This is a genomic window from Pseudoalteromonas sp. NZS11 (assembly GCF_015864765.1).
GTDB classification, from domain to species: Bacteria; Pseudomonadota; Gammaproteobacteria; order Enterobacterales; family Alteromonadaceae; genus Pseudoalteromonas; species Pseudoalteromonas arctica.
On sequence record NZ_JADYWP010000001.1, the window covers coordinates 626,392 to 653,120 of the forward strand.

At 39.6% G+C, this 26,729-nt stretch carries 26 protein-coding genes and 1 pseudogene; 21 read left to right on the forward strand and 6 right to left on the reverse strand.

The genetic code is table 11. The features are described from left to right. Positions 1–96 precede the first annotated feature (96 nt). From I6E82_RS02710 to flgA, 3 genes are all read right to left on the reverse strand, one after another. Positions 97–528 (reverse strand): flagella synthesis protein FlgN, encoded by a 432-nt coding sequence (locus I6E82_RS02710; protein ID WP_024592769.1) that lies wholly within the window; start codon positions 526–528, stop codon positions 97–99. Further along, positions 521–838, reverse strand: a complete 318-nt coding sequence (flgM, locus tag I6E82_RS02715) for a flagellar biosynthesis anti-sigma factor FlgM (protein WP_197116657.1) — start codon at positions 836–838, stop codon at positions 521–523. Before flgM ends, I6E82_RS02710 begins: the two co-directional genes overlap by 8 nt. A 76-nt stretch (positions 839–914) precedes the next feature. Further along, positions 915–1,622 carry a flagellar basal body P-ring formation chaperone FlgA gene (flgA, locus tag I6E82_RS02720; RefSeq protein ID WP_197116659.1) on the reverse strand — a complete coding sequence of 236 codons (708 nt, stop codon included), beginning with the start codon at positions 1,620–1,622 and terminating at the stop codon, positions 915–917. A gap of 140 nt (positions 1,623–1,762) precedes the next feature. Between flgA and I6E82_RS02725 the strand changes: the two genes are divergently transcribed. The 18 genes and pseudogenes from I6E82_RS02725 to fliD all read left to right on the forward strand — a co-directional run bounded on the left by I6E82_RS02725 (position 1,763) and on the right by fliD (position 20,272). After that, positions 1,763–2,695, forward strand: coding sequence for a chemotaxis protein CheV (locus I6E82_RS02725; protein ID WP_007581858.1), 933 nt, complete (start codon positions 1,763–1,765; stop codon positions 2,693–2,695). A gap of 20 nt (positions 2,696–2,715) precedes the next feature. Beyond that, positions 2,716–3,546 carry a CheR family methyltransferase gene (locus I6E82_RS02730; RefSeq protein ID WP_024599234.1) on the forward strand — a complete coding sequence of 277 codons (831 nt, stop codon included), beginning with the start codon at positions 2,716–2,718 and terminating at the stop codon, positions 3,544–3,546. Between the two features lie 145 nt (positions 3,547–3,691). Continuing rightward, positions 3,692–4,099 (forward strand): flagellar basal body rod protein FlgB, encoded by a 408-nt coding sequence (gene flgB / locus I6E82_RS02735; protein ID WP_010553246.1) that lies wholly within the window; start codon positions 3,692–3,694, stop codon positions 4,097–4,099. Between the two features lie 5 nt (positions 4,100–4,104). Next, on the forward strand, positions 4,105–4,536 hold the full coding sequence (flgC, locus tag I6E82_RS02740; protein ID WP_010553247.1) for a flagellar basal body rod protein FlgC: 432 nt from the start codon (positions 4,105–4,107) through the stop codon (positions 4,534–4,536). A gap of 13 nt (positions 4,537–4,549) precedes the next feature. After that, positions 4,550–5,230: a flagellar hook assembly protein FlgD gene (locus I6E82_RS02745; RefSeq protein WP_024595787.1), complete on the forward strand. Its 681-nt coding sequence runs from the start codon at positions 4,550–4,552 to the stop codon at positions 5,228–5,230. 59 nt (positions 5,231–5,289) lie between these two features. Beyond that, positions 5,290–6,660: a flagellar hook protein FlgE gene (gene flgE, locus I6E82_RS02750; protein ID WP_007581862.1), complete on the forward strand. Its 1,371-nt coding sequence runs from the start codon at positions 5,290–5,292 to the stop codon at positions 6,658–6,660. Positions 6,661–6,817: 157 nt separating this feature from the next. After that, positions 6,818–7,561, forward strand: a complete 744-nt coding sequence (locus I6E82_RS02755; RefSeq protein WP_007581863.1) for a flagellar basal body rod protein FlgF — start codon at positions 6,818–6,820, stop codon at positions 7,559–7,561. Between the two features lie 21 nt (positions 7,562–7,582). After that, on the forward strand, positions 7,583–8,371 hold the full coding sequence (gene flgG, locus I6E82_RS02760) for a flagellar basal-body rod protein FlgG (RefSeq protein WP_002959420.1): 789 nt from the start codon (positions 7,583–7,585) through the stop codon (positions 8,369–8,371). Between the two features lie 16 nt (positions 8,372–8,387). Beyond that, entirely contained in the window at positions 8,388–9,071 is a 684-nt protein-coding gene (gene flgH / locus I6E82_RS02765) for a flagellar basal body L-ring protein FlgH (RefSeq protein ID WP_010553251.1), read from the forward strand. A gap of 11 nt (positions 9,072–9,082) precedes the next feature. Continuing rightward, positions 9,083–10,177, forward strand: coding sequence for a flagellar basal body P-ring protein FlgI (locus I6E82_RS02770; RefSeq protein WP_024592771.1), 1,095 nt, complete (start codon positions 9,083–9,085; stop codon positions 10,175–10,177). A 166-nt stretch (positions 10,178–10,343) separates the two neighbouring features. Further along, positions 10,344–11,360, forward strand: a complete 1,017-nt coding sequence (gene flgJ / locus I6E82_RS02775; RefSeq protein WP_197116661.1) for a flagellar assembly peptidoglycan hydrolase FlgJ — start codon at positions 10,344–10,346, stop codon at positions 11,358–11,360. 1 nt (position 11,361) lies between these two features. Continuing rightward, a complete protein-coding gene (gene flgK / locus I6E82_RS02780) occupies positions 11,362–13,365 on the forward strand; it encodes a flagellar hook-associated protein FlgK (protein WP_197116663.1) in 2,004 nt (667 codons plus the stop codon). Positions 13,366–13,367: 2 nt separating this feature from the next. Next, on the forward strand, positions 13,368–14,621 hold the full coding sequence (flgL, locus tag I6E82_RS02785) for a flagellar hook-associated protein FlgL (RefSeq protein ID WP_197116665.1): 1,254 nt from the start codon (positions 13,368–13,370) through the stop codon (positions 14,619–14,621). A 276-nt stretch (positions 14,622–14,897) separates the two neighbouring features. Further along, the gene (locus tag I6E82_RS02790; RefSeq protein ID WP_197116666.1) at positions 14,898–16,385 is read left to right on the forward strand and encodes a flagellin; all 1,488 of its coding nucleotides are present in this window, start codon (positions 14,898–14,900) and stop codon (positions 16,383–16,385) included. Positions 16,386–16,703: 318 nt separating this feature from the next. Then, positions 16,704–17,063, forward strand: a pseudogene (locus I6E82_RS19955) (flagellin N-terminal helical domain-containing protein); the annotation flags it as partial. Between the two features lie 636 nt (positions 17,064–17,699). Beyond that, the gene (locus I6E82_RS19960; protein WP_442960251.1) at positions 17,700–18,197 is read left to right on the forward strand and encodes a flagellin; all 498 of its coding nucleotides are present in this window, start codon (positions 17,700–17,702) and stop codon (positions 18,195–18,197) included. Between the two features lie 155 nt (positions 18,198–18,352). Beyond that, on the forward strand, positions 18,353–18,778 hold the full coding sequence (locus I6E82_RS02800) for a flagellar protein FlaG (RefSeq protein ID WP_197116667.1): 426 nt from the start codon (positions 18,353–18,355) through the stop codon (positions 18,776–18,778). 60 nt (positions 18,779–18,838) lie between these two features. Further along, positions 18,839–20,272, forward strand: a complete 1,434-nt coding sequence (gene fliD / locus I6E82_RS02805; RefSeq protein ID WP_197116668.1) for a flagellar filament capping protein FliD — start codon at positions 18,839–18,841, stop codon at positions 20,270–20,272. 144 nt (positions 20,273–20,416) lie between these two features. Here the strand turns inward: fliD and I6E82_RS02810 are convergent, their stop codons facing one another. Both I6E82_RS02810 and fliS read right to left on the reverse strand, forming a co-directional pair. Beyond that, positions 20,417–20,728 (reverse strand): hypothetical protein, encoded by a 312-nt coding sequence (locus I6E82_RS02810; RefSeq protein ID WP_197116669.1) that lies wholly within the window; start codon positions 20,726–20,728, stop codon positions 20,417–20,419. An 8-nt stretch (positions 20,729–20,736) separates the two neighbouring features. Further along, positions 20,737–21,138 carry a flagellar export chaperone FliS gene (gene fliS, locus I6E82_RS02815; RefSeq protein ID WP_024599221.1) on the reverse strand — a complete coding sequence of 134 codons (402 nt, stop codon included), beginning with the start codon at positions 21,136–21,138 and terminating at the stop codon, positions 20,737–20,739. Positions 21,139–21,582: 444 nt separating this feature from the next. Between fliS and I6E82_RS02820 the strand changes: the two genes are divergently transcribed. Continuing rightward, on the forward strand, positions 21,583–23,019 hold the full coding sequence (locus tag I6E82_RS02820; protein WP_197116670.1) for a sigma-54 dependent transcriptional regulator: 1,437 nt from the start codon (positions 21,583–21,585) through the stop codon (positions 23,017–23,019). A gap of 337 nt (positions 23,020–23,356) precedes the next feature. Here the strand turns inward: I6E82_RS02820 and I6E82_RS02825 are convergent, their stop codons facing one another. Continuing rightward, entirely contained in the window at positions 23,357–23,950 is a 594-nt protein-coding gene (locus I6E82_RS02825; RefSeq protein WP_197116671.1) for a DNA-3-methyladenine glycosylase I, read from the reverse strand. A gap of 132 nt (positions 23,951–24,082) precedes the next feature. Here I6E82_RS02825 and I6E82_RS02830 point away from each other — a divergent pair, with 132 nt between their 5' ends. Together I6E82_RS02830 and I6E82_RS02835 are read left to right on the forward strand one after the other, a co-directional pair. Continuing rightward, positions 24,083–25,195, forward strand: a complete 1,113-nt coding sequence (locus I6E82_RS02830) for a sensor histidine kinase (protein ID WP_007581877.1) — start codon at positions 24,083–24,085, stop codon at positions 25,193–25,195. After that, complete coding sequence (locus tag I6E82_RS02835; protein ID WP_197116674.1) at positions 25,192–26,658, forward strand: sigma-54-dependent transcriptional regulator; 1,467 nt, start codon at positions 25,192–25,194, stop codon at positions 26,656–26,658. Before I6E82_RS02830 ends, I6E82_RS02835 begins: the two co-directional genes overlap by 4 nt. The last annotated feature ends 71 nt before the right edge of the window (positions 26,659–26,729 follow it).

Genomic DNA, 26,729 nt, shown 5'->3' on the forward strand with positions numbered 1-26,729 from the left:
AAATTGATATTATTTATAACGAAATTTAAGAATAAAGGACATTAAAAAAGCCTTATTGATAAATCAATAAGGCTTTTTTAATGTAAAATCTTGGGCTTAAGCTTTTAAATTACGAACCAGTTTACTCTCGGTATTTACAGACTTACCGGCTTGGTCGTAGGTCATTGACGTTGGTGCGCCAATTAATATCTCTTTTAATTGTTTAACACTTAGTTGCGCTTGGCGGGCAGCATGAGCATTAACATTATTTTGTTTTTGGCATTGCGCAAGTTGAGTTTTAACTTGGCTTATTAGCTCAGATATTTCAGGGTTTTGTGAGTCGTTACTGGCAATAAGCTTACTTAGCTCTTTATCTAGAGTGCTTAGCTTAGTTAAAAAAGACATTTTTTGTTGGGTAATTTCTTTTAAACCAGCACCACGTCGTGAAGCAATAGCAGTAAGCTCGTCGTTTAATAGCGTATGCAAAGAATCTAAACAACTTACTTGTTGGTTTAGTTTTACGCTAATTAAACTATTATGATCAGCCATACACGTTAAACTCAAAATCAGCTAAGTTTTTAGCAAGCTTTTCACTGTCCACTTGATATTTACCTTCGGTTATTGCTTTTTTAAGCTCAGCAACTTTATCGCTATCAAAGCCAGACGATTGCTGTGCTTTATCTTGAAGCGTTTTTAATTGCTGCGCTTGCGGCGTCAAGCTTACAGAGTCACTTGCTGCTTTAGGCGAAGGAGTCTGCGTCGCTTGTGTATTTGCGTTATCTTTTTTTAAATCAACTTGTTGCTTTGCATTTGTTAACGCATTAGCTTGTTGATTACTGCCATTAACTTGATTAACCATAATAATAAACCCGTATATTACCCAACTTATGCCATGTTATCGGCATATACGTGGGATACTTTAGTATAAATCTAAATTAAATATTCACTTGAACAGACTCTACACCATCTACTCGCGCATTTAAAACTTTACCTGATTTTTTGTTTTTTATTTGTATCTGTTCGCCCAAAGTACCGTCTTCTAAAGCAATACCTGTGGTTTTAATTCTAAGGCCTCTGAGATTAGCGTAAATATTAACAGAGTCACCTTTACACACCATACAAATTTGGTTTAGTAATACTGGCATACCACTTCTAATATTTCGTTTACTTCTGCTGCCTATTAGCATTGTAGGGTCATCTAAGTACTGAATTCGTACAAAGTGAGTTGGTTTCATTTCAATACTTAAATGCGATTTAGTTATTACTTCACCGCGGGTTAAATTAGCAGTGGCAACAACAACTGGAGCCATTTCAACAACTCTTACATGAACGTATTGAGTCCACGTTTGCACATCATTGCACTTGGCTTGTAAGGTTACTTGGCGGTTAAATGGTGGCTCATCGGATGTTGATAATTCAAGCTCAGTATTACAGACACGATCAGGGATGCGACTATCTAAAGGCAGTGCACTTAATTGAATATTAGTATTTTGTAATGTACCAATCTGCTTACCTATGTAAGTGACGGCCATGTCTTGTAATAAGTCTTTACTAAACACTTTAGCGTGCAAAGGGAATGCAAAGCACAAGCTAGTAACAAAATAAAAAACACTGTATCTTCTGATTTTTTTTAACAAACTCATAATGTTTCGACTATGCTTATGGTTTCAAACAGGGTATAAATATTTTGCGTCAAAAAGTAGACGCACCCGCGATGTTATGTAGCTTTATAAATAGAAAGCAATTATCGTTCCGTATTATTTGTTTTCTTTAGGAGATTTGAATGGCAGGCATTTTAGACTCAGTAAACCAACGCACACAGTTGGTTGGGCAGAACCGCCTAGAATTACTTTTATTTAAGCTCAGAGGGCGTCAGCGTTTTGGTATTAATGTATTTAAAGTGAGAGAAGTGCTGCAATGCCCTCCACTAACAAGCATGCCAAAATCTAATCCGTATATTCGTGGTGTTGCACATATTCGTGGTCAAACTATTTCAGTAATCGACTTATCGATGGCTGTAGGTGGGCGCCCAATCGACAACATTAAAGACAGCTTCATAATCATTGCTGAATACAATCGCTCTGTACAAGGGTTTTTAGTGGGCGGAGTTGAACGTATTGTAAATATGAATTGGGAAAAAATAATGCCACCGCCATCAGGCGCCGGACGTTATTCATATTTAACGGCAGTGACCGAAATCGAAAATGAATTAGTGGAAATTCTCGATGTAGAAAAAATTCTCAACGAAATTTGCCCAGTAAACACAGAAGTAAGTGCTGAAGTTGCACAAAGTGGCGATATTCAAAAAGATTTAGGCGAACGTATCGTATTTATTGCAGACGACTCTGCTGTTGCGCGTAATCAAGTTAAACGTGCCCTAGAGCCGTTAGGCGTGCAAACAGAGCTTGCCAAAAATGGTAAAGAAGCACTTATAAGATTAAAAGAAATAGCAGAGCTTGATTGTAAAAACGATATTACTGAGCGGGTAGCATTACTCATCTCAGACGTTGAAATGCCAGAAATGGACGGCTATACCTTAACAGCTGAAATAAAAGCAGATCCCAAACTTGCACCTTTGCATGTTATTTTGCATACCTCTCTGAGTGGTGTTTTTAACCAAGCGATGATTGAAAAAGTAGGGGCTGATGACTTTATTGCTAAATTTAACCCAGACGAATTAGCAACAGCGGTTAAAAAGTGGGTTCATTGTGATTAACAAAAATAGGTGCTACTAACTTGAATAATAAAGATTTGCAGCAAAGTGAATACGACCAGTTTCGTTCATTTTTAGAGCAGCAATGCGGCATTGTTTTAGGTGAAAATAAACAGTATTTAGTTAAAAGCCGACTTGCTCCGTTAATGACTCGATTTAATGTGGGATCTTTGTCAGAGTTGGTTAGTAAAACACTTGGGCCTCACGAGCGGCAATTAAGAGCCGCTGTAGTTGATGCAATGACCACAAACGAAACGTTGTGGTTTAGAGATCAATACCCATTTGAGTTGCTCCAAAATAAGCTTTTTCCTGAGTTTAAAGACTTAAGGAGGCCTTTAAAAATTTGGTCTGCTGCCAGCTCGTCAGGACAAGAACCCTATTCAATAGCTATGTCAGTAGCTGAATTTAACGCCAAGCAACCAGGTGTGCTTCGTATGGGGGCACAAATTATTGGTACCGATATATCTAATACCATGCTTGATATGTGTAAAAATGCAGAATATGACGCGCTTGCACTTGCCAGAGGGTTATCTGCAGAGCGTCGTAAAAAGTTTTTTAAAGACAGCGGCAATGGTATGGCACAAGTAAACGATACAATAAAAAAACAAGTTAGTTTTAGGCACCTAAACCTGCTTGATTCTTACGCGTTAATGGGCAAGTTTGATATTATTTTTTGCCGTAATGTACTTATTTACTTTGCGCCTGAAATAAAAGCTAAAATTATTAATCAGTTTGCACAAGCATTAAACCCAAAAGGGTATTTGTTTTTAGGCGCGTCAGAGTCCCTAACAGGCCTAAGTACTGAATATGATATGGTTAGATGCAACCCCGGTATCATTTACCAAAAGAAATAACTAAGTTAATTCATTTCCCTAAAACGACGCCCTCAGCGTCGTTTTTCTATTTAGATACATAACCTTATAAAAATATAACACTTCCTAATATTAATGGCTTATTTTTTGCTTTATTCATGGGTAAGTCAATTTTTTGGAGAAGGTTATGGCTATCAGTTTTGATAAAGCATTAGGTGTGCATCCGCAAGCCATGTTGATACGTTCACAGCGAGCAGAATTAATTGCAACTAATATAGCTAACGCTGATACGCCTGGCTATAAAGCAAAAGATATAGACTTTGCCTCAGCTTTAAAAGCGGCAAGGTCAACTCAGCAAAGCGGCAATACTATGGTAAGAACTAATGATAAACACATTGGTGGAGGTACTCATAGTATGGGCAGCTCTGAATCATTTCGTTTGCCAAATCAATCAGATACAGGCGATGGTAACTCGGTTGATATACAAGTGGAACGAAACTTGTATACACAGAATGCTATGGAGTATCAGGCCAGCTTGCAATTTTTAAGCGGCAGATTCAAAGGTCTGAATAAAGCTCTCGGTAGTCAAGGATAAAAATTATGAGTTTATATAATGTTTTCGATATTGCAGGTTCGGGTATGAGCGCACAAAATGTTCGCTTAAATACCACAGCTAGTAATATTTCTAATGCTAATACCATTAGTTCATCTCAAGACAAAACGTACCGAGCGCGCCAACCTGTATTTGCGGCTGAGCTAACAAAAGCTTCAGCATCAGCAAGTAACCAGCAGGGCTCCGCAGTTGGTGTTAAAGTTTTGGGCATTGTTGAAAGCGATGCTCCATTACAAATTGAATATAACCCAAATCATCCAAGTGCGGATGAAAATGGCTATATCTATAAACCCAACGTTAATGTTGTAGAGGAGATGGCAAATATGATTTCTGCCTCTCGTTCTTACCAAACAAACGTGCAAGTTGCTGATGCAGCAAAGCAAATGCTAAGTAAAACACTGTTGCTAGGGCAGCGGTAACCGAGGGTAGGTTATGAGTAACGATATTAGTACATCTTCATCCTATTTAGACTCTATACGCTGGCAAGAGCAACAAGTTGCTACCAGTGATACTGAGAGTGATGCGTTAACACAAGAAGACTTTTTCTCTTTGTTAACTCAGCAATTATCGTTTCAAGATCCCAGTAACCCTGCGGATAACGATCAAATGATTGCTCAAATGACGAGCTTTACAATGGCGCAAGGGATCAGCGATTTAAATTCAAATTTTGATAGCTTAGCGTCATCTATGACATCAAATTCAGCATTGCAAGCATCAACACTTGTTGGCAAGCAAGCTTTACTTGAGTCAAACACCTTAGATTTAAATGAAACGGGTGATGCCAGAGGCTCCGCAGTGGCAGAAGAAGCCGTTGATAACTTAAAAATTAAAGTGACAGATGCATCAGGTCAGCTAGTAAGAACTATTGATATGGGTTCTCAATCAGCAGGTGCAGTTCGCTTTGCGTGGGATGGCAAAAATGAAGCCGGTGAGCGCTTACCTGAAGGTGAATATTCAGTAACCGCTGAAGGAAGCACTGACGGTGAATTTTCAAGCTTGCCCATTGCTACATTTAAAAACATTGAAAGCGTTAATATTAATGGCTCAAGTGGCATAATTATTAACACTAAAGAAGGTGCGGTTAGGCTGACAGATGTAGCAGAAATCGCGTAATAAATTTTAGTATTTTTCGCCTGCTAGCAGGCCACAGACTAACAGGTTAGAGGTGAATTATGAGCTTCAATATTGCATTAACCGGCCTTGCTGCCGCGCAAAAAGATTTAGACGTAACGGCAAATAATATTGCAAACGTTAATACCACAGGTTTTAAAGAGTCACGCGCTGAGTTTGCCGATGTTTACGCTTCATCAGTATTTAGCTCTGGTAAGACTAAAAATGGTGACGGTGTGCAAACAACCATGGTTGCGCAGCAGTTTCACCAAGGCTCACTGCAATTTACAAATAACTCACTTGATTTAGCAATCACTGGTGAAGGTTATTTTGCGATGACCGACGATTTATCTTCGCAAGATTTAACATATACACGTGCGGGTGCATTTAAGCTTAACCAAGATAACTTTATGGTTGACGCAAAAGGTAACTTTTTACAAGCATTCCCAGTTGATTCATCTACAGGTGATACAACGTCGGTAAGTTTGAGCACAACTGATCCAATTCAAATCCCTGATTCGTCTGGTTCTCCTCGCGCAACAGAAAATGTATTTTTGTCGTTTAACTTAGATGCAACGGCGGATCCATCAGGTCTAGATTTTGACCCTACGTCTAGTGGTACTTATAACTCATCTACGTCAACAACAGTATATGATTCACTAGGTGAACCTCATATTTTACAATACTTTTTTGCTAAAGAAGATGATGCCGCAGCAGGTGGTACAGATAACAGTTGGGAAGTATACGCAACCCTCGATGGCAAAGTAGTTGATGGCACAACTGGTGGAGAACAAACAACGACACCTTATACACCACTGACTACCCTAGGTTTTAACTCAAGTGGTTTGCCATCAACAACAGGTGGTGTGGCAAATACAAATACAACTACTTTTGATGAAATACTACTGCCAGCGGGTTCTGGTGCTGGTTTATCAACATTACTAGACAATGGTGCAACTTTCCCAGGTACTGGTATTGAGCTTAACTGGCGCGATGAAAATAACACGGCAGGACGTATCCCAACTCAGTATTCAAGCGGTTTTGAAGTAAAAGCACTCGATCAAGATGGCTCAACAGTTGGTCGTTTAGCCGGAATTGATATTGGCACAGACGGTAAAATTGTTGCTTCTTACAGTAATGGCGACTCAACATTTTTAGGCCAAGTGGCTATGGTACGTTTTCCAAACTCACAAGGGTTATCACAAGTGGGTGATACAAGTTGGAAGCAAAGTATTGATTCAGGTGAACCTGTAGCGGGTGAAGCTGGTTCGGGTACGTTTGGTGGAATTAACTCATCAGCACTTGAGCAATCAAATACTAACCTTACTAATGAGCTTGTAGACTTAATTACTGCACAGCGTAATTACCAAGCAAACTCACGTGCGCTTGAAGTTAACTCAACTATTCAGCAAAGTATTTTGCAGATTCGATAAGTTAAACCCCATTGAATATATTAGGCTGCATTTTTGCAGCCTTTTTTATAAGTCCTCTTTGTAAGCCCTTCTAAATACCTCTCAATGTTGTGTCAAATTTAATCTGGCACCTATTTTGCATTTATAAGTTCAGAGATTTTTTATGTGAGTCGATACTATGGACAAAATGGTCTACATTGCGGCCTCTGGCGCTAAGCAAAGCCTACAAGGGCTTGCGCTTAAAGCCAATAATTTGGCGAATGCAAATACAACAGGATTTAAAGCCGACTTTGCGCAGGCGCGTTCTATGCAAGCGTTTGGCGAAGGTTTGCCTACCCGTGTATTTTCAATGCAAGAGCGTCCGGGTTCTAACATGGTATCGGGTGGCATTGTTCAAACCGGGCGCGACTTAGATATCGCGATGAGCGATAACGCATGGCTTGCTGTGCAAGATGCCTCCGGTAATGAAGCTTACACAAAAGTGGGTACGTTAAACGTTACTGCTCAAGGCATGCTCGTAACCAGCCATGGTCGTCAAGTTATTGGCGAAGGGGGACCTGTTATTTTACCCGTCCCAGTCGAAAAAATAGGGTTTAGCCAAGATGGCGCTATTCAAGTTCGACCACAAGGCGCTCCCGCTAACTTTTTAGAAGAAATAGACACGCTTAGAGTGGTAGAAGCAAATAGCTCACAGCTCGAAAAAGGTAACGATGGTTTATTTAGACCAAAAGCAAATGTAACAGTAGATACCTCTGCCAATGTAAAAGTTTTAAGTGGTTCGCTTGAAATGTCGAATGTGAACCCTGTTCACGAAATGGTCGACATGATAAGCCACCAGCGCCAATTTGAATTACAAGTGAAATTAATGAAAACAGCTGAAGAAATTGACGAGCGTCAAGATCAGTTATTACGCATAGTTTAACTTTAAAGTGAGGACACGATTATGAATCCAGCATTATGGATCAGTAAAACTGGGCTAGACGCTCAACAAACCGATATATCGGTTATTTCAAATAATTTAGCGAATGCCAGTACGGTTGGTTACAAAAAAAGCCGCGCTATATTTGAAGATTTACTTTATCAAAATATTAATCAACCAGGTGGTCGTTCATCGCAAGATACCGAAATGCCGTCGGGCTTAATGTTAGGTGCGGGTGCTAAAGTTGTAGCTAACCAAAAAGAGTTTACGCAAGGCAACATGCTAACCACCGAAAACTCACTAGATTGGATGATTTCTGGCGAAGGTTTTTTTGAAGTACTGCAACCAGATGGCAATATTGCTTACTCGCGCAACGGCCAGTTTACTACCGATGGCGATGGCCGAATTGTAACATCGGGCGCAGGTTACGTTATTCAGCCAGAAATGAATGTACCAGATGACGCGCAATCAATTACGGTTTCGCAAGACGGCGAAGTATCTGTACGTGTTGCAGGCCAAGCCGATAACGTGGTAATTGGTCAGCTTACTATTAGTGATTTTATTAATCCGTCGGGCCTTGAACCAATTGGTCAAAACCTTTATACCGAAACCGCTGTAAGTGGTGCGCCGGTACAAGGTAATCCCGGTGTTGAAGGATTAGGTAGCATTATTCAAGGCTCACTCGAAACATCAAACGTAAATGTAACTGAAGAGCTCGTAAACCTAATTGAAACTCAGCGTATTTACGAAATGAACTCAAAAGTAATTTCGGCCGTTGACGAAATGATGAGTTATATCAATCAACAGCTTTAATAGAGTAGGGGGAATTATGCGTAATATTATTTTATTTACAGCGGGCACATTATTTTTAAGTGGCTGTATGTCTACGCAAAATAGTGAAGTAGTGCAGGACGACCCTTACTACGCACCTATGTACCCCGAGCCTATTTTAGAGCCGCTGGTAGCCACAGGTTCATTGTTTAATACTCATACATCAAACGACTTATATTCTGATAAAAAAGCGCTACGTACTGGCGATATAATTACGGTTAAATTGCAAGAGTCTACTCAAGCAACAAAAGCCGCTAAAACAGAAACAGACAAAGAAACCGACGCAAGCTTAGACCCAGTGATTGGCTTAGGTGGTCTACCTGTAAATATAGGTGGCGATAGTATTCAGTTTGGTATTGGTAGCGATTCGTCGTTTACGGGCGATTCAAAATCAAACCAGTCAAACAGCTTAGTGGGTGATATTTCGGTTAATGTAATGCGCGTTTTACCTAATGGTAACTTAGTTATACGCGGCGAAAAATGGCTAACGCTTAATACCGGTGAAGAGTTTATTCGTTTAGAAGGGCTAGTACGCCCTCAAGACGTAAGCGCCGATAATACGGTTGAATCAAACCGCATTGCTAATGCACGTATTCAATACTCAGGTAAAGGGCAAACGCAAGAAGCGCAAAGTCCTGGTTGGCTTACACGTTTCTTTAGCAGTTCGCTGTTTCCATTTTAGAGGGTAACAACATGAATAGCCTTAAAGCTTTATGTTTAGTTGTGTTATTAGGTTGGCAGTTTACTGCCAGTGCTGAGCGCATAAAAGATGTGTCTATGGTTGAAGGCGTGCGCTCTAACCAATTAGTTGGTTATGGCTTAGTGGTTGGTTTACCAGGCACTGGCGAGCAAAACTCATACACACAACAAAGTTTTAGAGGCATGTTGAACAGCTTTGGTATTACGCTACCTTCAACTCAAAGTCCTAAAATTAAAAATGTTGCCGCTGTTGCTGTGCATGCAGAATTACCTGCATTTAGAAAGCCCGGACAAACAATAGATATTACGGTTTCTTCTATTGGTAGTGCAGGCAGTTTACGTGGCGGTACTTTACTACAAACCTTTTTAAAGGGTGTAGACGGTAACGTGTACGCTATTGCACAAGGTAGCTTAATTGTCGGTGGCTTAGGCGCACAAGGCCTTGATGGTAGTAAGGTTGTAATTAACACCCCTACAGTTGGTCGTATACCAAATGGCGCAACAGTTGAACGCACTGTAGAAAGCCCATTTATGCAAGGCGATTACATTACCTTCAACTTAAACCGCCCAGACTTTACAACGGCAAAACGCCTAGAAAAAACAATTAATGACTTAGTTGGCCCAAATAGCGCACAAGCAATAGATTCTGTTTCTATTCGTGTTATAGCACCACGCGATGCATCCCAGCGTGTATCGTACTTATCGACACTCGAAAACTTAGAATTTAAGCCAGCTGATATGGCCGCTAAAATTATAGTTAACTCGCGTACCGGTACAATTGTCATTGGCAAAAACGTTAAACTTCAGCCTGCGGCTATAACTCATGGTGGCTTAACAGTAACAATTGCAGAGCAACAAAATGTGTCGCAACCAAACCCGCTAGCAAACGGTGACACCGTTGTTACTCAGCAAAGTATTATTGATGTAAACCAAGACGACTCGCGCGCCTTTGTATTTAATCCAGGTGTAAGCCTTGACGATTTAGTTCGCGCAATTAACGAAGTAGGCGCAGCGCCTGGTGACTTAATGGCTATTTTAGAAGCACTAAAAGAAGCCGGCGCAATTAACGGACAGTTAGTTGTTATATAAATAACCCAAGCCAATAAATAACGTAGTACTTAAGCCCTATATTTTTGAAATTAGGGCTTTTGATTTACAGCAACTTAAGTTTATTATTTTTATCTTCCTCGTTTTATCGGTAGTGGCTCAGTTTTTGCATTTTTAACTGCATTATTCATTTTGTGTCAAAAAGCCGATGGAAACTAATCACCTCGATAAACAAAACTTTTTTGATTTAGGCAACTTAGATTCACTTCGTAAAGAAGCCTTAACGAGTGGCGATGCATCAACTGATGCTTCCAAAGCTGCGCTCAAAAAAGCGGCCGCACAATTTGAAGCTATTTTTACGCAAATGTTGCTCAAAGGAATGCGCAAAGCTAACGAAGCATTTGAAGATAAAGACAGTCCATTTAATTCAAGTGGCGTAAAGTTTTTTGAAGAAATGCACGATCAGCAACTTTCTACAGAGCTTTCATCAAATGGCTCGTTAGGCCTTGCCGATTTAATTGTTCAGCAGTTATCGCCTGAGTCTAAAAACTTTATGCCAGGCTCGGTGCTTAGAACAACCAAAGATATTTTTAGCGATACGCAAGTCGGCTCAGCTCTTCCTCATGAGCAAAAAAACAAGCAACCCGATCTTATCGTCAATAGCACTAAAGCCGATATTGCTGAGCCTAAAGTCGATACTGCAGAGTCTAAAACCGATAGCCCAACATTTAAAAATGCAGAAGAGTTTGTAAGTTCAGTGTGGGAACACGCTAAAACTGCAGCGCAAAAAATTGGTTTAAACCCAGCGGTAATGGTTGCTCAAGCGGCACTTGAAACCGGTTGGGGTAAACACATTATTAATAAAAGTGACGGTGGCAGCTCAAATAACTTATTTAATATTAAGTCAGATAAAAGCTGGGAAGGCGATAAAGCAAGCAAAGTAACGCTTGAGTTTGAACAAGGCACACCCGTTAAAAAACAAGCCAGCTTTAGAGCCTACGATTCAATTAAAGATAGCGTGAACGACTTTGTTGATTTTTTAACGCAAAACCCACGCTACAAAGAAGCATTACAAAATACAGCAAAACCAAATGACTTTTTAGATTCATTACAAAAAGCAGGTTATGCAACCGATCCAAATTATGCCAGCAAAATAAAAAAAGTGCTCAATAGCAGTCAGCTAAAAGACATTGCGGCAAACGTGATCCGCCAAGGAGTAGAGTAACATGTCGTTTAATTTATTAAACATTGCCAGTTCTGGGGTTAGAGCAAGCTCGGAGCTATTGCAAACGACAAGTAAAAATATTGCCAATGTAAATACCGTAGGCTACGTACGTGAGCGTACTGAATTTACCACTATGGTTGATAACCAAGTGGGGCGGGGCGAAACATACCGATTACTAAACGAGTTTGCTCAGTCACAGCTAAATCGTGACACCTCTAATAAATCGTTTTTCGATCAGTTTATTACTGAGGCTAATCGAGTTGATACTATTTTTTCTGAAGAGTCGAACAACCTTTCGACTGGAATTAACTCTTTATTTAATAACGTGCAAGAAGCGCTAAATCAACCGTCATCTACCGTTGCCCGCTCATTAGTAATGACAGATGCGCAAAGCTTAATTGATCAAATGGATAGACTTTCGGGCATAGTGCTTGATCAAAAAAGTGTAGTGAACGAGCAGCTCGAAATATTTTCAGATGAAGCAAACTCACTAATTCAAAGTATTAGCACGCTAAATCAAAATATTGCAGCAGTTAATGGCACTAATAACGCCGCAGATGCAAGCTCTACCTATAACGAACGCGATAAAGCAATACGCGACTTATCAGAGCTAATAGACATAGAAACGCTTGATGGTCCAAATGGCGAAAAACTCGTTTTTATGGGCACAGGCGAAGCAGTGGTTATGCAAAATGGTGCATTTAACTTATTTTCGATGACAGGCGACCCCGATCCTAATTTTAAAGAATTCACGCTTGACGTTAATGGTGGCAAAGCAGTGCCGCTTGAAGTTGATGTAAGTAAGCTTAAAGGAAAAATTGGCGGCTTACTTGCTTTTAGAGATGACATATTAGTCCCTGCGCAAAACCAAATTGGTCAAATGGGCTTAGCTATAGCTGATGCATTTAACGAACAAAACAAATTGGGTATGGATGCAACAGGTCAGCTAGGGGGTAATATTTTTAATATTCCTACCGTTGGCGCTTATGCGTATCAAGCTAACACAGGTACTGCCGGTATGACTGCAACGGTAGAGCCAGGTAAGGGCAGTGAACTTCCTGCCAGTGACTTTATTATTACTTATACAGCTAATGCTAATGAAGTAAGTATTCAGCCTATAGATAACAAAGGCGATCCGTTAGGGCAGCCTTCACTTGCTGATATATCGACAGGTGTTATTGATTCATCGACTATAACCTCAGGCGAATCATTTGGTCTTCAAGTAAATGTATCTGGGGCAGGTGTTGAGGGTGATCAGTTTCAAATAAAGCTTAATTCAGATGCTGCTTCAAGTATTACACTTGCAACAGGGCGCGCAGAAGATTTAGCACTAGCATCACCAATCCGTACTGCTAACGATTTAAATAATATAGGCACCGCTACTATTTCAGCGGGAGAAGTAACAAGTGTTACCTCCGGTGGATTTACTTCAACACCAAGCTTAACGAATGGCGAAATAACGCTTGTTAAAACAGGTAATGCTAACGAATATCAAATTACGGATAATAGCGGAACGAATACTTTTACTATTACGCCTCCTGCAAAAGGAATGTTATCGCAAGCGGGTGCTCCATTCGATACCTACGGATTCGATTTTGATATAGAAGGTACACCAGCAACAGGCGATACCTTTACACTTGAGTTTAACGAAGGCGGCTTTGATGATAACCGTAATGGCTTAAAATTAGCTGATTTACAAAATGGTGAGTTAGTCCGTTTAAATGTTGAAACAACAGCAACGGCCGACAACCATAAAACGTTCAACCAAGCTTATTCAGGATTAGTGAGTGATATAGGTGTTATAACCGGCCAAGCAATCACAAGTGGGGCTGCATTTGACGCTCTAGCACAGCAATCTGAGGCATGGTATGAATCACTATCGGGTGTAAACCTTGATGAAGAGGCCGCAAATTTACTGCGTTTTCAACAATCATATTCAGCATCAGCACAAGTTTTAGCAGCAGCTCAAGAAATTTTTGACACCTTATTAAATGCGGCGAGGTAATTATGCGTTTATCAAATAATTTAATGTACCAAAACAACATAAATAAAATACTCGACAACCAACAAGGTGTTGCAAATGCTCAAGAGCGAGTAACAACAGGTGAAAAGTATTTAACCACCTCAGAAGCGCCAGCTGCTATTTCGCAAGCTATGTTGTATTCAAATAAAATACAAACTAATGAGCAATACACTAAAAATATCGATCAGCTTACCGGCAGGCTAGAAACTGAAGAAAGCGTATTACAAAGTATAAATAGTAATATTCAACAAGCGCAAGAGCTCACTATTCAAGCTGGTAATGGTGCGTACACTAAAGACGATTTAAAATCGATTGCATCAGAACTTAGTGGCATTCAACAAACGTTAGCTAACTTAATGAACACCCGATCAGAAGACGGTAAATTTATATTTTCAGGATACCAAGACAGCACGCAGCCATATCAGTTTGATTCTGCAGCGGGTGAGTACACCTATAATGGCGACCAGGGCCAGCACCAAATAACTATAGCTGAAGGTGTATCAATTAAATCAAGCGATAACGGCTTTGATACGTTTGAAAAAACTAACGCGCGATTAAATGTAGAATCCAACACGGCAAGTGTTTCAGGCTCTATTACAGCGGCAAGTGTATATGTTGACGGCCAAGCTGAGTTTGATAAGTTTCATCAAGCAAATTACAACGCAGACCCAACAGCTCTAGCAACTGCAAATACATATAGTGTATTAGTAAGCCCAGGTGCTACGGCAACAGACCCTCAAACCTACGAAATATACCGAGACGGCGCAGCACTAACCCCCGCAGTAACAGGTGAAGTTACTGATGAGCCTATCGATTTTGCAGGTATGAAAATTGAATTTGAAGGCACAGCACCTGGTCAGCTTGACTTCAGCCTTGAAAAGCCAGGCAAAGAAAACGTACTCAATACACTACAAGCACTTATTACCGGCCTTAACGATGGCACACTTGAAGGTGATGACTTTCAGCAAGTTCTTGCTGATGGCCTAGTGCAATTACAGAACTCGAGTGAGCAAGTGGTATTTACCCAAGCAAGTTTAGGTGGGCGTATGAACGCGCTTGAAAGAGTAAGCGATTCAAACTTAGCGCTCGATATTCAAAATAAAAGTAATCGCTCTAACTTAGTTGAAGTTGATATGGCAGAAGCTATTAGCGAACTCACTAAACAAGAAACGGCACTGCAAGCATCGCAAGCTACTTTTGGCCGTTTAACTAACCTTTCATTATTCGATTACTTATAAGCAGAAATACCTTGCCGCTTTACCTACTTTAAAGCGGCAATACTTTGCGGCAAAAATTGGCTACAAAATCGCGGCAAAAAAATGTCACCCCTTCCTAAACAACTTCACTCTTTATTTACAATTCAAACAACCATTAATTTACAAGTAAAAACAACCACTTAAAAATCAATTAAAGTTGGCACAGTAAATGCTTTTCTTATTGTAAGAAATTATCGAACAGTGGTTCCTGTTAAATCGTGTTGAACCACACTCTGTTTAAACCTAGGAGATGGTAAAATGGCATTAACAGTAAATACTAATGTGTCGTCACTAAACGCACAACGTAATCTAACTAAATCTGGTGAAGGCTTAGCTACTTCAATGGAGCGTTTATCATCAGGTATGCGTATTAATAGCGCAAAAGATGATGCCGCCGGCCTGCAAATTTCAAACAGATTAACATCGCAAATAAATGGCCTAGCCGTTGCTCAGCGAAATGCTAATGATGGTATTTCAATGGCACAAACAGCTGAAGGCGCGATGAATGAGTCGACGAATATTTTACAGCGTATGCGTGAACTAGCGCTCCAATCAGCAAATGGATCGAATTCTGATACCGACAGAGCGGCACTGCAAAAAGAAGTTTCTGCATTACAAACCGAATTAACCAGAATTGCTGAAACTACTTCTTTTGGTGGGCAACAATTATTGGATGGAACGTACGGTACTAAGTTATTTCAAGTGGGTGCGAATGCAAATGAAACGATAAGTATGTCGTTATCAAGTGTACGAGCAAATGAAATAGGTGCTAATCAGGTTAATATTTCTAGTGCAGCCGCTGCTGGTTTCGGGCAGGTTGCAGCTGCAGCATCATCAGCTTCAGCTCCCGCTGACAATGGCGTTGCAGCAACAAGTAGTATTTATACAATAACAGGGAAAAGTGGAGTTGCTGAAACAGTAACAATTACAGCTAATTCAACAGCGAAAGAAGCTGCAGAGCTGATTAATGTTAAGTCAGGTGAAACAGGGGTTACAGCGAATGCCAAAACTCAAGTAAGTATTAGTGGTGACTTAGGTTCTGGCTCTGTGTCATTTAAGTTAAATGATCAAGTAATCAGCTCTAATGCTAGTTATAGCGATATAGCATCAGCCGTTAATGATAAATCTAATGCCCATGGTGTAACAGCTACACTGGCTGACGATGGCACATTAGTGCTTACGGATACGGATGGCGATGATATAAGAGTCGATGATTATGTAAACTCTGATGCTGCTAAAACAGCTACAGTTGCTGGTATTGACTATGAAGGTTCCGTGAGTACTGTAACAAATACCTTAACATCTGGCGCTGCTGGAGATTCATCAACTATAAGTGGTGCATTGAAACTTTCATCAACAGAAACTTTTTCGATTACTTCTAATAATGCAAGTATTGCACCTGCTATCGGAACTCAAGCATCAGAACTTGAAGATGTTAATAGTATTGATATATCAACACAAGACGATTCACAACTTGCTATAGATGTAATAGATTCTGCAATTGCTATGATAGATGATCAAAGAGCTGATTTAGGTGCTATTCAAAATCGTTTTTCTCATACAATTAGCAACCTTGCGAATATTTCTGAAAACGTATCCGCATCACGTAGTCGTATTCAGGATACTGACTTTGCAACAGAAACAGCGCAAATGACGAAGAACCAAATATTGCAACAAGCGGGTACATCAATTTTGTCGCAAGCAAACCAAATACCACAAGCAGCCATTAGTTTATTAGGTGGCTAATTATTGGTTTAACTAATATCAGGTTGTATAAACGCACTTTAAATTAAGTGCGTTTTTATTTTTAGATTGTTAAAATCAATTAAAATCAATTAAAAGCATAATGTTCAAACTATATTTGAAACTCATTTAAAATAACTAATCTTTTAAAACAGTCAGTTAGGATTTTATAAACAGATAAACTAATTTATTTCTAAAATACTTCTAAAGATAATTTATCTCCTGCCGTTAACTTAATCAGTACGGAGCTGAGCATACATTTGTGACAGCTCTTGGTTAAATTAAAATAGCAACATTACGAAAGTAATCAGGAGTTTTATTATGATTTCAGTAAACACAAATGTATCTTCATTAAACGCTCAACGTAACCTATCGCAATCAGGTTCAGACTTAGCGACTTCAATGGAACGTCTATCATCGGGTATGCGTATCAATAGCGCAAAAGATGATGCCGCAGGCCTACAAATTTCAAACCGTTTAACGTCACAAGTAAATGGCTTAGCAGTAGCGCAACGTAACGCTAACGACGGCATCTCAATGGCTCAAACAGCTGAAGGCGCGATGAGTGAGTCTACAAGTATTTTACAACGTATGCGTGAACTAGCACTTCAGTCAGCGAATGGCTCGAACTCAGATTCAGATAGGTCAGCACTTCAAAAGGAAGTGTCAGCACTTCAAACAGAACTTACTCGTATTTCAGAGACAACGTCATTTGGTGGACAGCAACTTCTAGATGGTTCTTTTGGAACAAAATCTTTCCAAGTAGGTTCAAATGCTAATGAAACCATAAATGTTTCACTATCTAGTATTGGTGCTAAAGATATTGGCGCATATCAAACAAATCTAAATAGTGCGGTAGCTGCAGGTTTTGGTCAGGTTTTTGCTGCTGCTGCAGGAGACGACTCAACTGACACGGCTGCAAATGGCGTAACAGGTGGTAATTATACTATTACAGGTAAGAGCGGAGTCGCTGAAACAGTAGCCATCACTAATGACGATACTGCAGAAACAGCTGCCGGATTAATAAATGCTAAATCAGGTGATACGGGCGTTACTGCTGATGCTAAAACTCAGGTTAATTTGTCAGGAACTTTAGCAGCCGGTACTGTTAATTTTAAGCTGAATGATCAAGTTATTAGTTCTAACGCAAGCTATAACGACATAGCTGCTGCAGTAAATGAAAAGTCAAATTCACATGGCGTCTCGGCAACTATAGCTGATAATGGAAGCCTTGTTTTAACTGATGCGAAAGGTGCCGATATTGCAATTGACGATTTTACGCACTCTGCAGGAGCTAATGCTGTAACTGTTGCCGGTATGGATTATGACGGTGCTGTAAGCACAGTGACTAACACTATAGGTGGGCAAACAGATGGTTCAATCGACTCTACGATAATTAGTGGTGCAATAAAGCTATCATCAAATGAATCTTTCTCTGTATCGGGTGCTAATGCAAGTATCGCGGCAGGTGTAGCAAATACAGTTCAATCTAGTGTATTAGAAGATGTAAACGATTTAGATATTTCTACGCAAACAGACTCTCAAAATGCATTAGCAATCATTGATGGTGCTATTGCACAAATTGATGATCAACGAGCTGATTTAGGTGCGATTCAAAATCGTTTTGACCATACAATTAGTAACCTTGCAAACATCTCTGAAAATGTGTCGGCTTCGCGTAGTCGTATTCAAGATACAGACTTTGCAACAGAAACCGCACAAATGACGAAAAACCAAATCTTGCAACAAGCAGGTACATCAATCTTGTCGCAAGCGAACCAGTTACCACAAACAGCTCTTAGCTTATTAGGTTAATAATTTAAAAGTAATAGCTTAATGGTTAGCTAACTAATACATAAAGTCAGTATTAGTATTCAAAAAAAGGAGGTGGCTTTAGCTACCTCCTTTTGTGGTTTAAGAATATAAACTAAGCTATTGTTGGGTTAATTAAGTGAAAATAGGAATCTGTTATGAATACAATTACTTCAAACGCAGAGGTTACAACATTACCGACTCCTACTGCTGGTGATGATAAGCAAGTAGGGCAAGCAGCTCGATATTTAACTGAGCGAGCGGTTGATGATGTAAAGCAGACGGAAGTGCTCAATCAACAAAAGCTACAGCAAAGTCAATATAAAAATAATGACCAAGATGAAAAAGCTCAACCGTTAGAGCGCGAACAGCTAGAACAAATGGCGCAACAATTGCAGGACTTTATGGGCGAAATGAACCGAAGTTTGCAATTTAAAGTTGATGAAGATTCAGGTCGCGATGTCATTAAAGTGCTCGATAAAAACAGTGGTGAAGTTATTAAGCAATATCCTTCAGAGGAAGTATTGAACTTAGTTTCTAAATTGTCAGAGTCGGCAGGTATTTTAATTGATCAAACAGTTTAGTCGGTAGTTTGCATTACTAATATTGAGTTAGTTTATTTTTGAGTATTTAAGAGGTAAAGTATGTCTATTACATTTAATGGCTTAGGTTCTGGATTAGCAGTATCAGATATTGTTGATGCACTAGTTAATGCTGAACAAGCACCTGCTGAATCTCGTTTAAATACTACTGAAAGTAAGTTAACGACGGATATTTCTGCTGTTGGTGCACTTAAATCAGCGCTCGAAAAAGTGCAAACGTCAATGGAAGCATTGGGCGATAGTGATAACTATCAAAAGCGAACAGCATCTGGCAATGATGATTTTATATCAATTAGTTCAGATAAAGACGCTCAGCCTGGTAGCTACAACGTAAAAGTAGACGCATTAGCACAAGCTCACAAATTATCTTCCCCTGCATTTGCAGCAGACGAAGCAATTGGTGCTGGCGTAATTACGATAGGTTCTGGCACAAATAGTTTTTCTACAGTTTTATCGGCTACAAACACGTTAGAAGATTTACGAGACCAAATTAATAACGGCCCTTTTACTGGCAATGATAGTAATGATTCAGTTGTGGCAACTATAATAACCAGCGATACCGGTCAGCATTTAGTACTTACAAGTAAAGAAACCGGTGAAGACAACGCTATAACAATTACCGTACAAGATGGTGACGGTAATAATACTGATACGGGTGGCCTATCTCGGTTAGCTTATGATGTATCAGACGTAGACCCTGCTAATCACACAACTAATTTAACACAAGTTAATGCTGCTCAAAATGCACAAATAACGATTGATGGCACGTTGACGGTATCAAGCAATACTAATGAGTTTAGTAATGTGATTGATGGCGTGGATATTACCGCTAAAAAGTTGCATGCCACTGACGACGACTTAAGTGATATATCAATTACCGAAAACAACACTAATATTAAAACAGGTTTAAATGGGTTTATTGCTAGTTACAATGAATTGTTAGAGCTTAGTAATAATTTAGGTGCATCAGGTGAAGGCGGTGCAGGTGTTATGGCTGGTGATTCACTACTTCGTGGTGTTATGTCAAAGCTGCGTAGTGAAATAACTGAATCAGTTGATTTAGGTGATGGTAACTCATTGTCGCTTTCGCAATTAGGTGTCGAAACAGACCGCTATGGTGTTTTAACCTTAAATACTGAAACATTGGATGAGCAAATAGACGCTAATGTAAATTTAGTGCAGCAGTTTTTTGTAGGCGAGGACGATGATGGTTTTGCACAATCGTTTGATGAGCTAATGAGCTTTTATACAGATTCCGATGGTATTATTCAAAACCGAATAGACAGTAAAACAAATCAACTTGATGACATAGATGATGATCGCTTGGACCTTGCCAGTAAAATGGAGTCGCTATCATCTCGACTATATGCTCAATATAATGCGATGGATTTATTAGTAGCGAGCCTTAATAACACCAGTAGTTATGTTCAAGCTCAGTTAGAGAACATGCCAGGCGTAGTTAGGCAATCTAATTAAGGGCTGAGTTAAAGGTATTGCGAATCAATAAAAAACCGCTAAGTTTAAATTTAGCGGTTTTTTGTGTGTATTATTCTTTGATTCAAATAGTAAGCTATAGCCATGTATTTAGTTAGAATAAAGGTAGTTTATTAGGTCTGTTTACTAGGTGTTTTTATAAGCTTTAATGGCCTTACCAGACTTTTTATGTTTAATAATAGCTTTTGATGACTCGTTTTTTGCACTATTCGCTTTTACTAAAATGGTATTTATACGAAGCTGAATTAATTCTAATTGCTCTGTACTTGGACCTTCGCTACTTTCGCACCATTGCTTTAGTTCAGTGTTTAAAGTGTCTAAAAAAGGCTGAGCTTCGTCTGCATTATCATCATTTACTAACACTTCAATTTTACTAAGCAACGTTTGTATGAGCTCAGAGTAGTTTGTTAGTTGCTCTGAAGATGTTGGCGAGTCCATAATTTAAATTAAACCGCAGGGCTGCGTTGATCTAGCGGGATGTTATCCCAGCCTTCTTTAATTTCTTTAACGATACTTGATACTTCAATAATAGCTTCAATATCGTTGTTTATGTTCGCTTGCGTTAAACGGCGTTGGCAGTAATCGTAAAGTGCCAATAAATTGTTAGAAATACTAGGGTCTTGTTCTACTTCTAAGTTGAGTGCGTCTTGCAGTGCACCAAATAATAAAACACAGGCTGAAATGTTTTCACCTTTTTTTTGTATTTCTTTGCGCTCAATAAACCCTTTTGTTGCTGCTAAGCGACCGATAATATTACTGAATATAAGGTTTATTTGTTCGTAAGGAGCCATTTCGGCAATACTACTAGCACGAACTTGACCGTATTTTTTTACTGAGACATGAGCCATGGGGAAATCCTAAAATTTAAAACGATAAAATTATGTGAAAGCTATTATAAAAACTTATATAAAAAATCAATAAAGCTTTTATACTTTTATAAGAACAAAGCAATATTAATGCCAAGCGTTTTTGCTTATCTATATATCGGCATTTGTAACTTCAACTTAAATTTATAATTGAGTTTATTTACTAACAATAGCATTTTTATTGCCGAGTAAATTAATTATTAGAGCTAAGTTGTATTTAGGTAATCGTTAAGTAATCGCTGAGTAATAACTAAGTTAAAACTACAACTCATACTTAATGATTAACTATTAAGTATGATTGACTTAACTAGCCCGTCTGTTTTTTGGCGTTTATGTCAAAAAACTGCCGCTACCACTTGCATCCATGCTGAACTGGCTTACAATTTAACTAATTATACAAATTAGTGAAAGTACGGCTCGCTAAATATGATCTTGATTTTAGATAATAATAACAACCGCGCAATAGGATTAAATGCTTCACTTGGCTTTATTGGTGAAGCTGTTCAACTATTAAGCGAAGACTGCTTTGAACAAGAATGCAAAAAATATCAGCAGCAAGAATGCATGATTATTTTAGGAGCGTTGCAATCACTTGACCACGAAAGCTTAATTAAATGCTATCCAACATTACCGTTTTTATTAATTGGCGAAACGCTAAAACCACTATTAAGTATAGCTAATGTGGTGGGGCTTATTTGCGAGCCATTTAATCACGAAGTGACAACTCAGTTACTTCACGACTGCCAGCAGTATCAGCGTATGCTGCCTAATGAGCATAAGCATACTAAACCGCATAAAATCTTTGATGGACTTGTTGGTGAAACAGAGGCCGTAAAAGATGTTCGCTTTTTAATTGAACAAGTGGCAAAAACCGATGCTAATGTTTTAATTTTAGGTGAATCAGGCACAGGTAAAGAAGTGGTTGCCCGTAATGTACACTTGCTTTCAAAGCGTATTAATGGACCGTTTGTACCGGTTAACTGTGGTGCTATTCCGGCTGAACTGCTCGAAAGTGAACTATTTGGCCACGAAAAAGGCGCGTTTACTGGTGCTATATCGGCTCGTAAAGGGCGGTTTGAACTAGCTCAAGGTGGAACGCTATTTTTAGATGAAATAGGCGATATGCCACTGCAAATGCAAGTTAAGTTGCTGCGAGTATTGCAAGAACGCAGCTACGAGCGTGTTGGTGGTACAAAGGCTATTCAGGCTGATGTACGCGTTATTGCGGCCACGCATCGTAACCTAGAAACAATGATTGAAGAGGGGAGTTTTAGGGAAGATTTATATTACCGCTTAAATGTATTTCCTATCGAAAACCCATCGCTGAGTGAACGTGCTGATGATATTCCGCTGCTTTTAAAAGAGTTAATGCGCCGTGTTAACGACCAAACAGGTTCTACCGCTAAGTTTACCGAGCGCGCAGTTGAGAGCTTAAAAGAACATGCTTGGCCTGGTAATATTCGTGAGCTTGCTAACTTAGTGGAACGTATGGTTATTATGTTCCCTGAAAAAGTGGTTGATATTCCCGATTTACCTAACAAATATCGTTACATTGAAGTTGAAGCCTACGAGCCAGAATACCCTGAAGAGTTAATGGAAAAAGACGCCTTTAACGACATATTTAGCACAGGCTTTAGTGATTACGAAAGTGAGCCAGACGCTGAGTTTAGCCAAACGGGTAGTGGGCTATTGCCAGATGATGGTATTGAACTTAAAGATTATTTAGCCGAACTTGAAATTAGCTTAATAACCCAAGCGTTAGAGCGCTATGATTACGTTGTAGCTCGCGCTGCAGAGATACTAGGTGTACGCAGAACAACACTCGTTGAGAAAATGAAAAAGTATAATCTTTCAAGAGATTAAGATTTAAAAGCAGCTGTCAGTGTTTAGTTATAAATTGGCCAAACACAGTAGATAAAGAACCCCTCGTTTTGTAGGTGCGGTTTTATACCGCACTTTACTTAAAAATATTAGCAAGAGCACGAAGTAAATTCGCACCTACACGGTTTTTATTTTTGTTGTAGACGCTAGACTTGCTCGCGTGAAAAACAAGACTTTTAATCATTTAAATAAAACGTTATTTCACAAAGAGAAAAACGAAGGTAAATGAGAAACCATAGTCAACTTACGCGTCACTTCTCTAAAGCGCAGCGTCTCTTAACCTCTTTGTGAACAAATCACTTTTATAGCTATAAATCACTCACCCACTAAAAGCCTTAATAATTTCTTCTTTTCTAAAACAATCATTACTGTGATCGTTAACCATACCGCAGGCCTGCATATGAGCGTAAACCGTTGTAGGGCCTAAAAACTTAAAACCCCGCTTTTTTAAATCTTTAGCAAATGCAGTTGATGCCTCTGTAATTGCAGGGTAGTCCTCAGCGTTATTTAAATTACTTATAATCGGCTTATTACCCACAAACTGCCATTGGTAGTTACTAAAACTTCCAAATTCTTCTTGTATTTCTATAAAGCGTTTTGCGTTGTTAACAGTTGCCGCAATTTTTAAGCGATTGCGCACAATACCCTCATTAAGCATTAATCTCTCAATGTCATCTTGTGTGAATTGTACCACTTTATCTACATCAAAATTAGCAAATGCTTTTTTATAACCGCTGCGCTTTTTTAAAATTGTGTACCAGCTTAAGCCGGCTTGCGCGGATTCAAGCGTGATAAATTCAAACAGCTTTGTATCATCATAAAGGGGGACGCCCCATTCTTCATCATGGTAAATAACGTAGTCGGGTTTAGTGGTGTCGAGCCACGGGCAACGGCACTTTATTTGCTCACTCATTATTATTCCTTTTTGCGTGCGTCATTTTTATGTCGCTCAAATTGTTGATGTAACTTAATGATAAGTATGTAAATAAATTTTGGTATAAATCGTGCATTTAGACATATATCTACATCAATTCGAGATTTGATTATGGCTCTTGCTAGCGTGCTAAAACCACAGTTTTTTTCTGCAAATCAGTATAACCCATGTTTACTTCAAGAGGAGTACATTGGTGAATTAAGCGATCTGCGCAAGCAAGCAAGTTGGCTTTCACATTTGGTTGATACCATGCCAGCAGGCGTGGTTGTACTTGATGGCAAAGGCTTGATTGCAAAAGCGAATCAAATAGCGATTGATATGCTTGGCGAGCCACTTGAAGGCGAACGCTGGTTTAATGTTATTCAGCGCTCTTTTAGGCCACATCAAGATGATGGTCACGAAGTGTCTTTAAAAGACGGGCGCCTAATAAAGCTTGATATTACTGCTTTAGCACCAGAGCCTGGGCAACTTATTTTAATGACGGATTTAACCGAAACTCGCCGCTTACAAAAACGTGTTGCACATATGCAGCGATTAAGCGCGCTGGGTAAAATGGTTGCGTCACTGGCGCATCAAGTCCGTACGCCGCTCTCAGCCGCTATGCTGTACGCTGCTAATTTAGGGTCAAAGCGCTTACCCGAAGCATCTCGCGATAACTTTCAAACAAAGTTAATGTCACGTTTAAAAGATTTAGAAACTCAAGTAAACGACATGCTGTTATTTGCTAAAAGTGGCGATCAGCAAGTTGTTGAGCAAGTTTCAATGCAGCAGCTTTTAACAGAAGTTAAAGCGGGCGCTGATGCGATGGTCGCACTTAACGAAAGTGAACTGGATGTAAGCTTACCAGAGCCAGATATACAAATAGTCGGTAATAAAACGGCATTGGCCAGTGCTATTCAAAATCTTGTGCACAATAGTATTCAAGTTATTGGCGGCGGCGCAAAAGTAAAAATAAGTGCACAAAGAGATTTAAAAGATTTAGATATGGTTCGTATTAGTGTGAGCGACAATGGCCCAGGTGTTGATTTAAGCCAAAGCGATAAAATTTTTGAACCATTTTTTACTACAAAAAGTCAGGGCACAGGTTTAGGGCTTGCTGTAGTGAGTTCGGTAGCTAGTGCGCACCAAGGTCGTGTTGATGTGACCAATAATACGCAGGGTGGTGCCTGCTTTAGCTTGTTACTGCCTATTAAGGCAACATCTAAATTAGAGGGATCATTATGAGTAACACTATTTTAGTTGTCGAAGATGACGCTGGGCTTCGTGAAGCCTTAATAGATACCCTTGAAATGTCGGGTATTGAATGTGTTGCAGCCAACAGTGCTGAGCAAGCAATGATACTGCTTAAAAAAGATCAATTTTCGCTTGTTGTAAGCGACGTGCAAATGGGCGCAATGAGTGGCCTTGATTTACTACGCAGTATTAAATTAAACCACCCTGATTTACCTGTATTGATGATGACGGCGTATGCCACAATTGACGATGCGGTAGAAGCCATGCGCCTAGGTGCAATTGACTACATGGCTAAACCATTTGCACCTGAAGTGCTGTTAAATATGGTGAGCCGTTATTTACCTGAAAAAGCAAAAGAAACCGACGGACCTATTGTTGCTGACCCAACTAGTATTCAATTATTGGAGCTTGCGAGTAAAGTAGCACGCTCTGATGCAAGTGTAATGGTACTTGGCCCAAGTGGTTCAGGTAAGGAAGTACTTGCGCGTTATATTCATGATAAGTCGAGCCGATGTAATGATCCATTTGTAGCGATTAACTGCGCGGCTATTCCTGAAAATATGCTCGAAGCCACTTTATTTGGTTACGAAAAAGGGGCTTTTACGGGCGCGATTCAAGCATGCCCGGGTAAGTTTGAGCAAGCACAGGGCGGTACTATTTTACTTGATGAAATTACCGAGATGGACTTAGGGCTGCAAGCTAAACTTTTACGCGTACTGCAAGAGCGTGAAGTAGAGCGTTTAGGGGGTCGTAAAACAATCCAGCTCGATGTACGTATTTTGGCAACCAGTAATCGTGATTTAAAAGAAGCTGTGTCTGACAATCAGTTTAGAGAAGATTTATATTACAGGCTTAATGTTTTTCCACTAATGTGGCGACCATTGTGCCAACGCCCAGGCGATATTATTGTATTGGCTAAGCATTTAATTGAGCGCCATATAAGTAAAAGCAAAGAGCCTATGGCGTATTTAGATAAAGCTGCCGAGCAAAAGTTACTGGCTCACGCGTGGCCTGGTAATGTGCGCGAGCTTGATAACGTTATACAGCGTGCACTTATACTGCGAAGTGGCGATACAATAAACGAGCATGCTATTTTTATCGAAAACTTAGTATCTAATAATTTTGTTATGGAGCCTTCATTGGCACCAGCGCAAACAGTATCGCCAACAGAATTAGCTCACGCAGATAAAGGCGTTGATAAAAGTACGCTAAGCTCGGCATACTACGATGAAAAAGCACCTGTTGAGGCTGAACCTAAGCAGGGCTTGCTAGCGGCAGATACCGGTAGCTATAAAGATGAGCTTAAAGACAAAGAGCATCGCATTATTTTAGAAACCCTTGCACGTTGCCAAGGCAAGCGTAAAGACGTTGCCGAAACGTTGGGCATAAGCCCACGAACTTTACGTTATAAACTAGCGCAAATGCGCGATTTAGGTATTTCACTTCCTGCATAACCTCCTATAAACCCTAAGTTTGCGCTGCGAACTTAGGGTTGTCAAAACTCTGACTAACACAAATTAAAGTT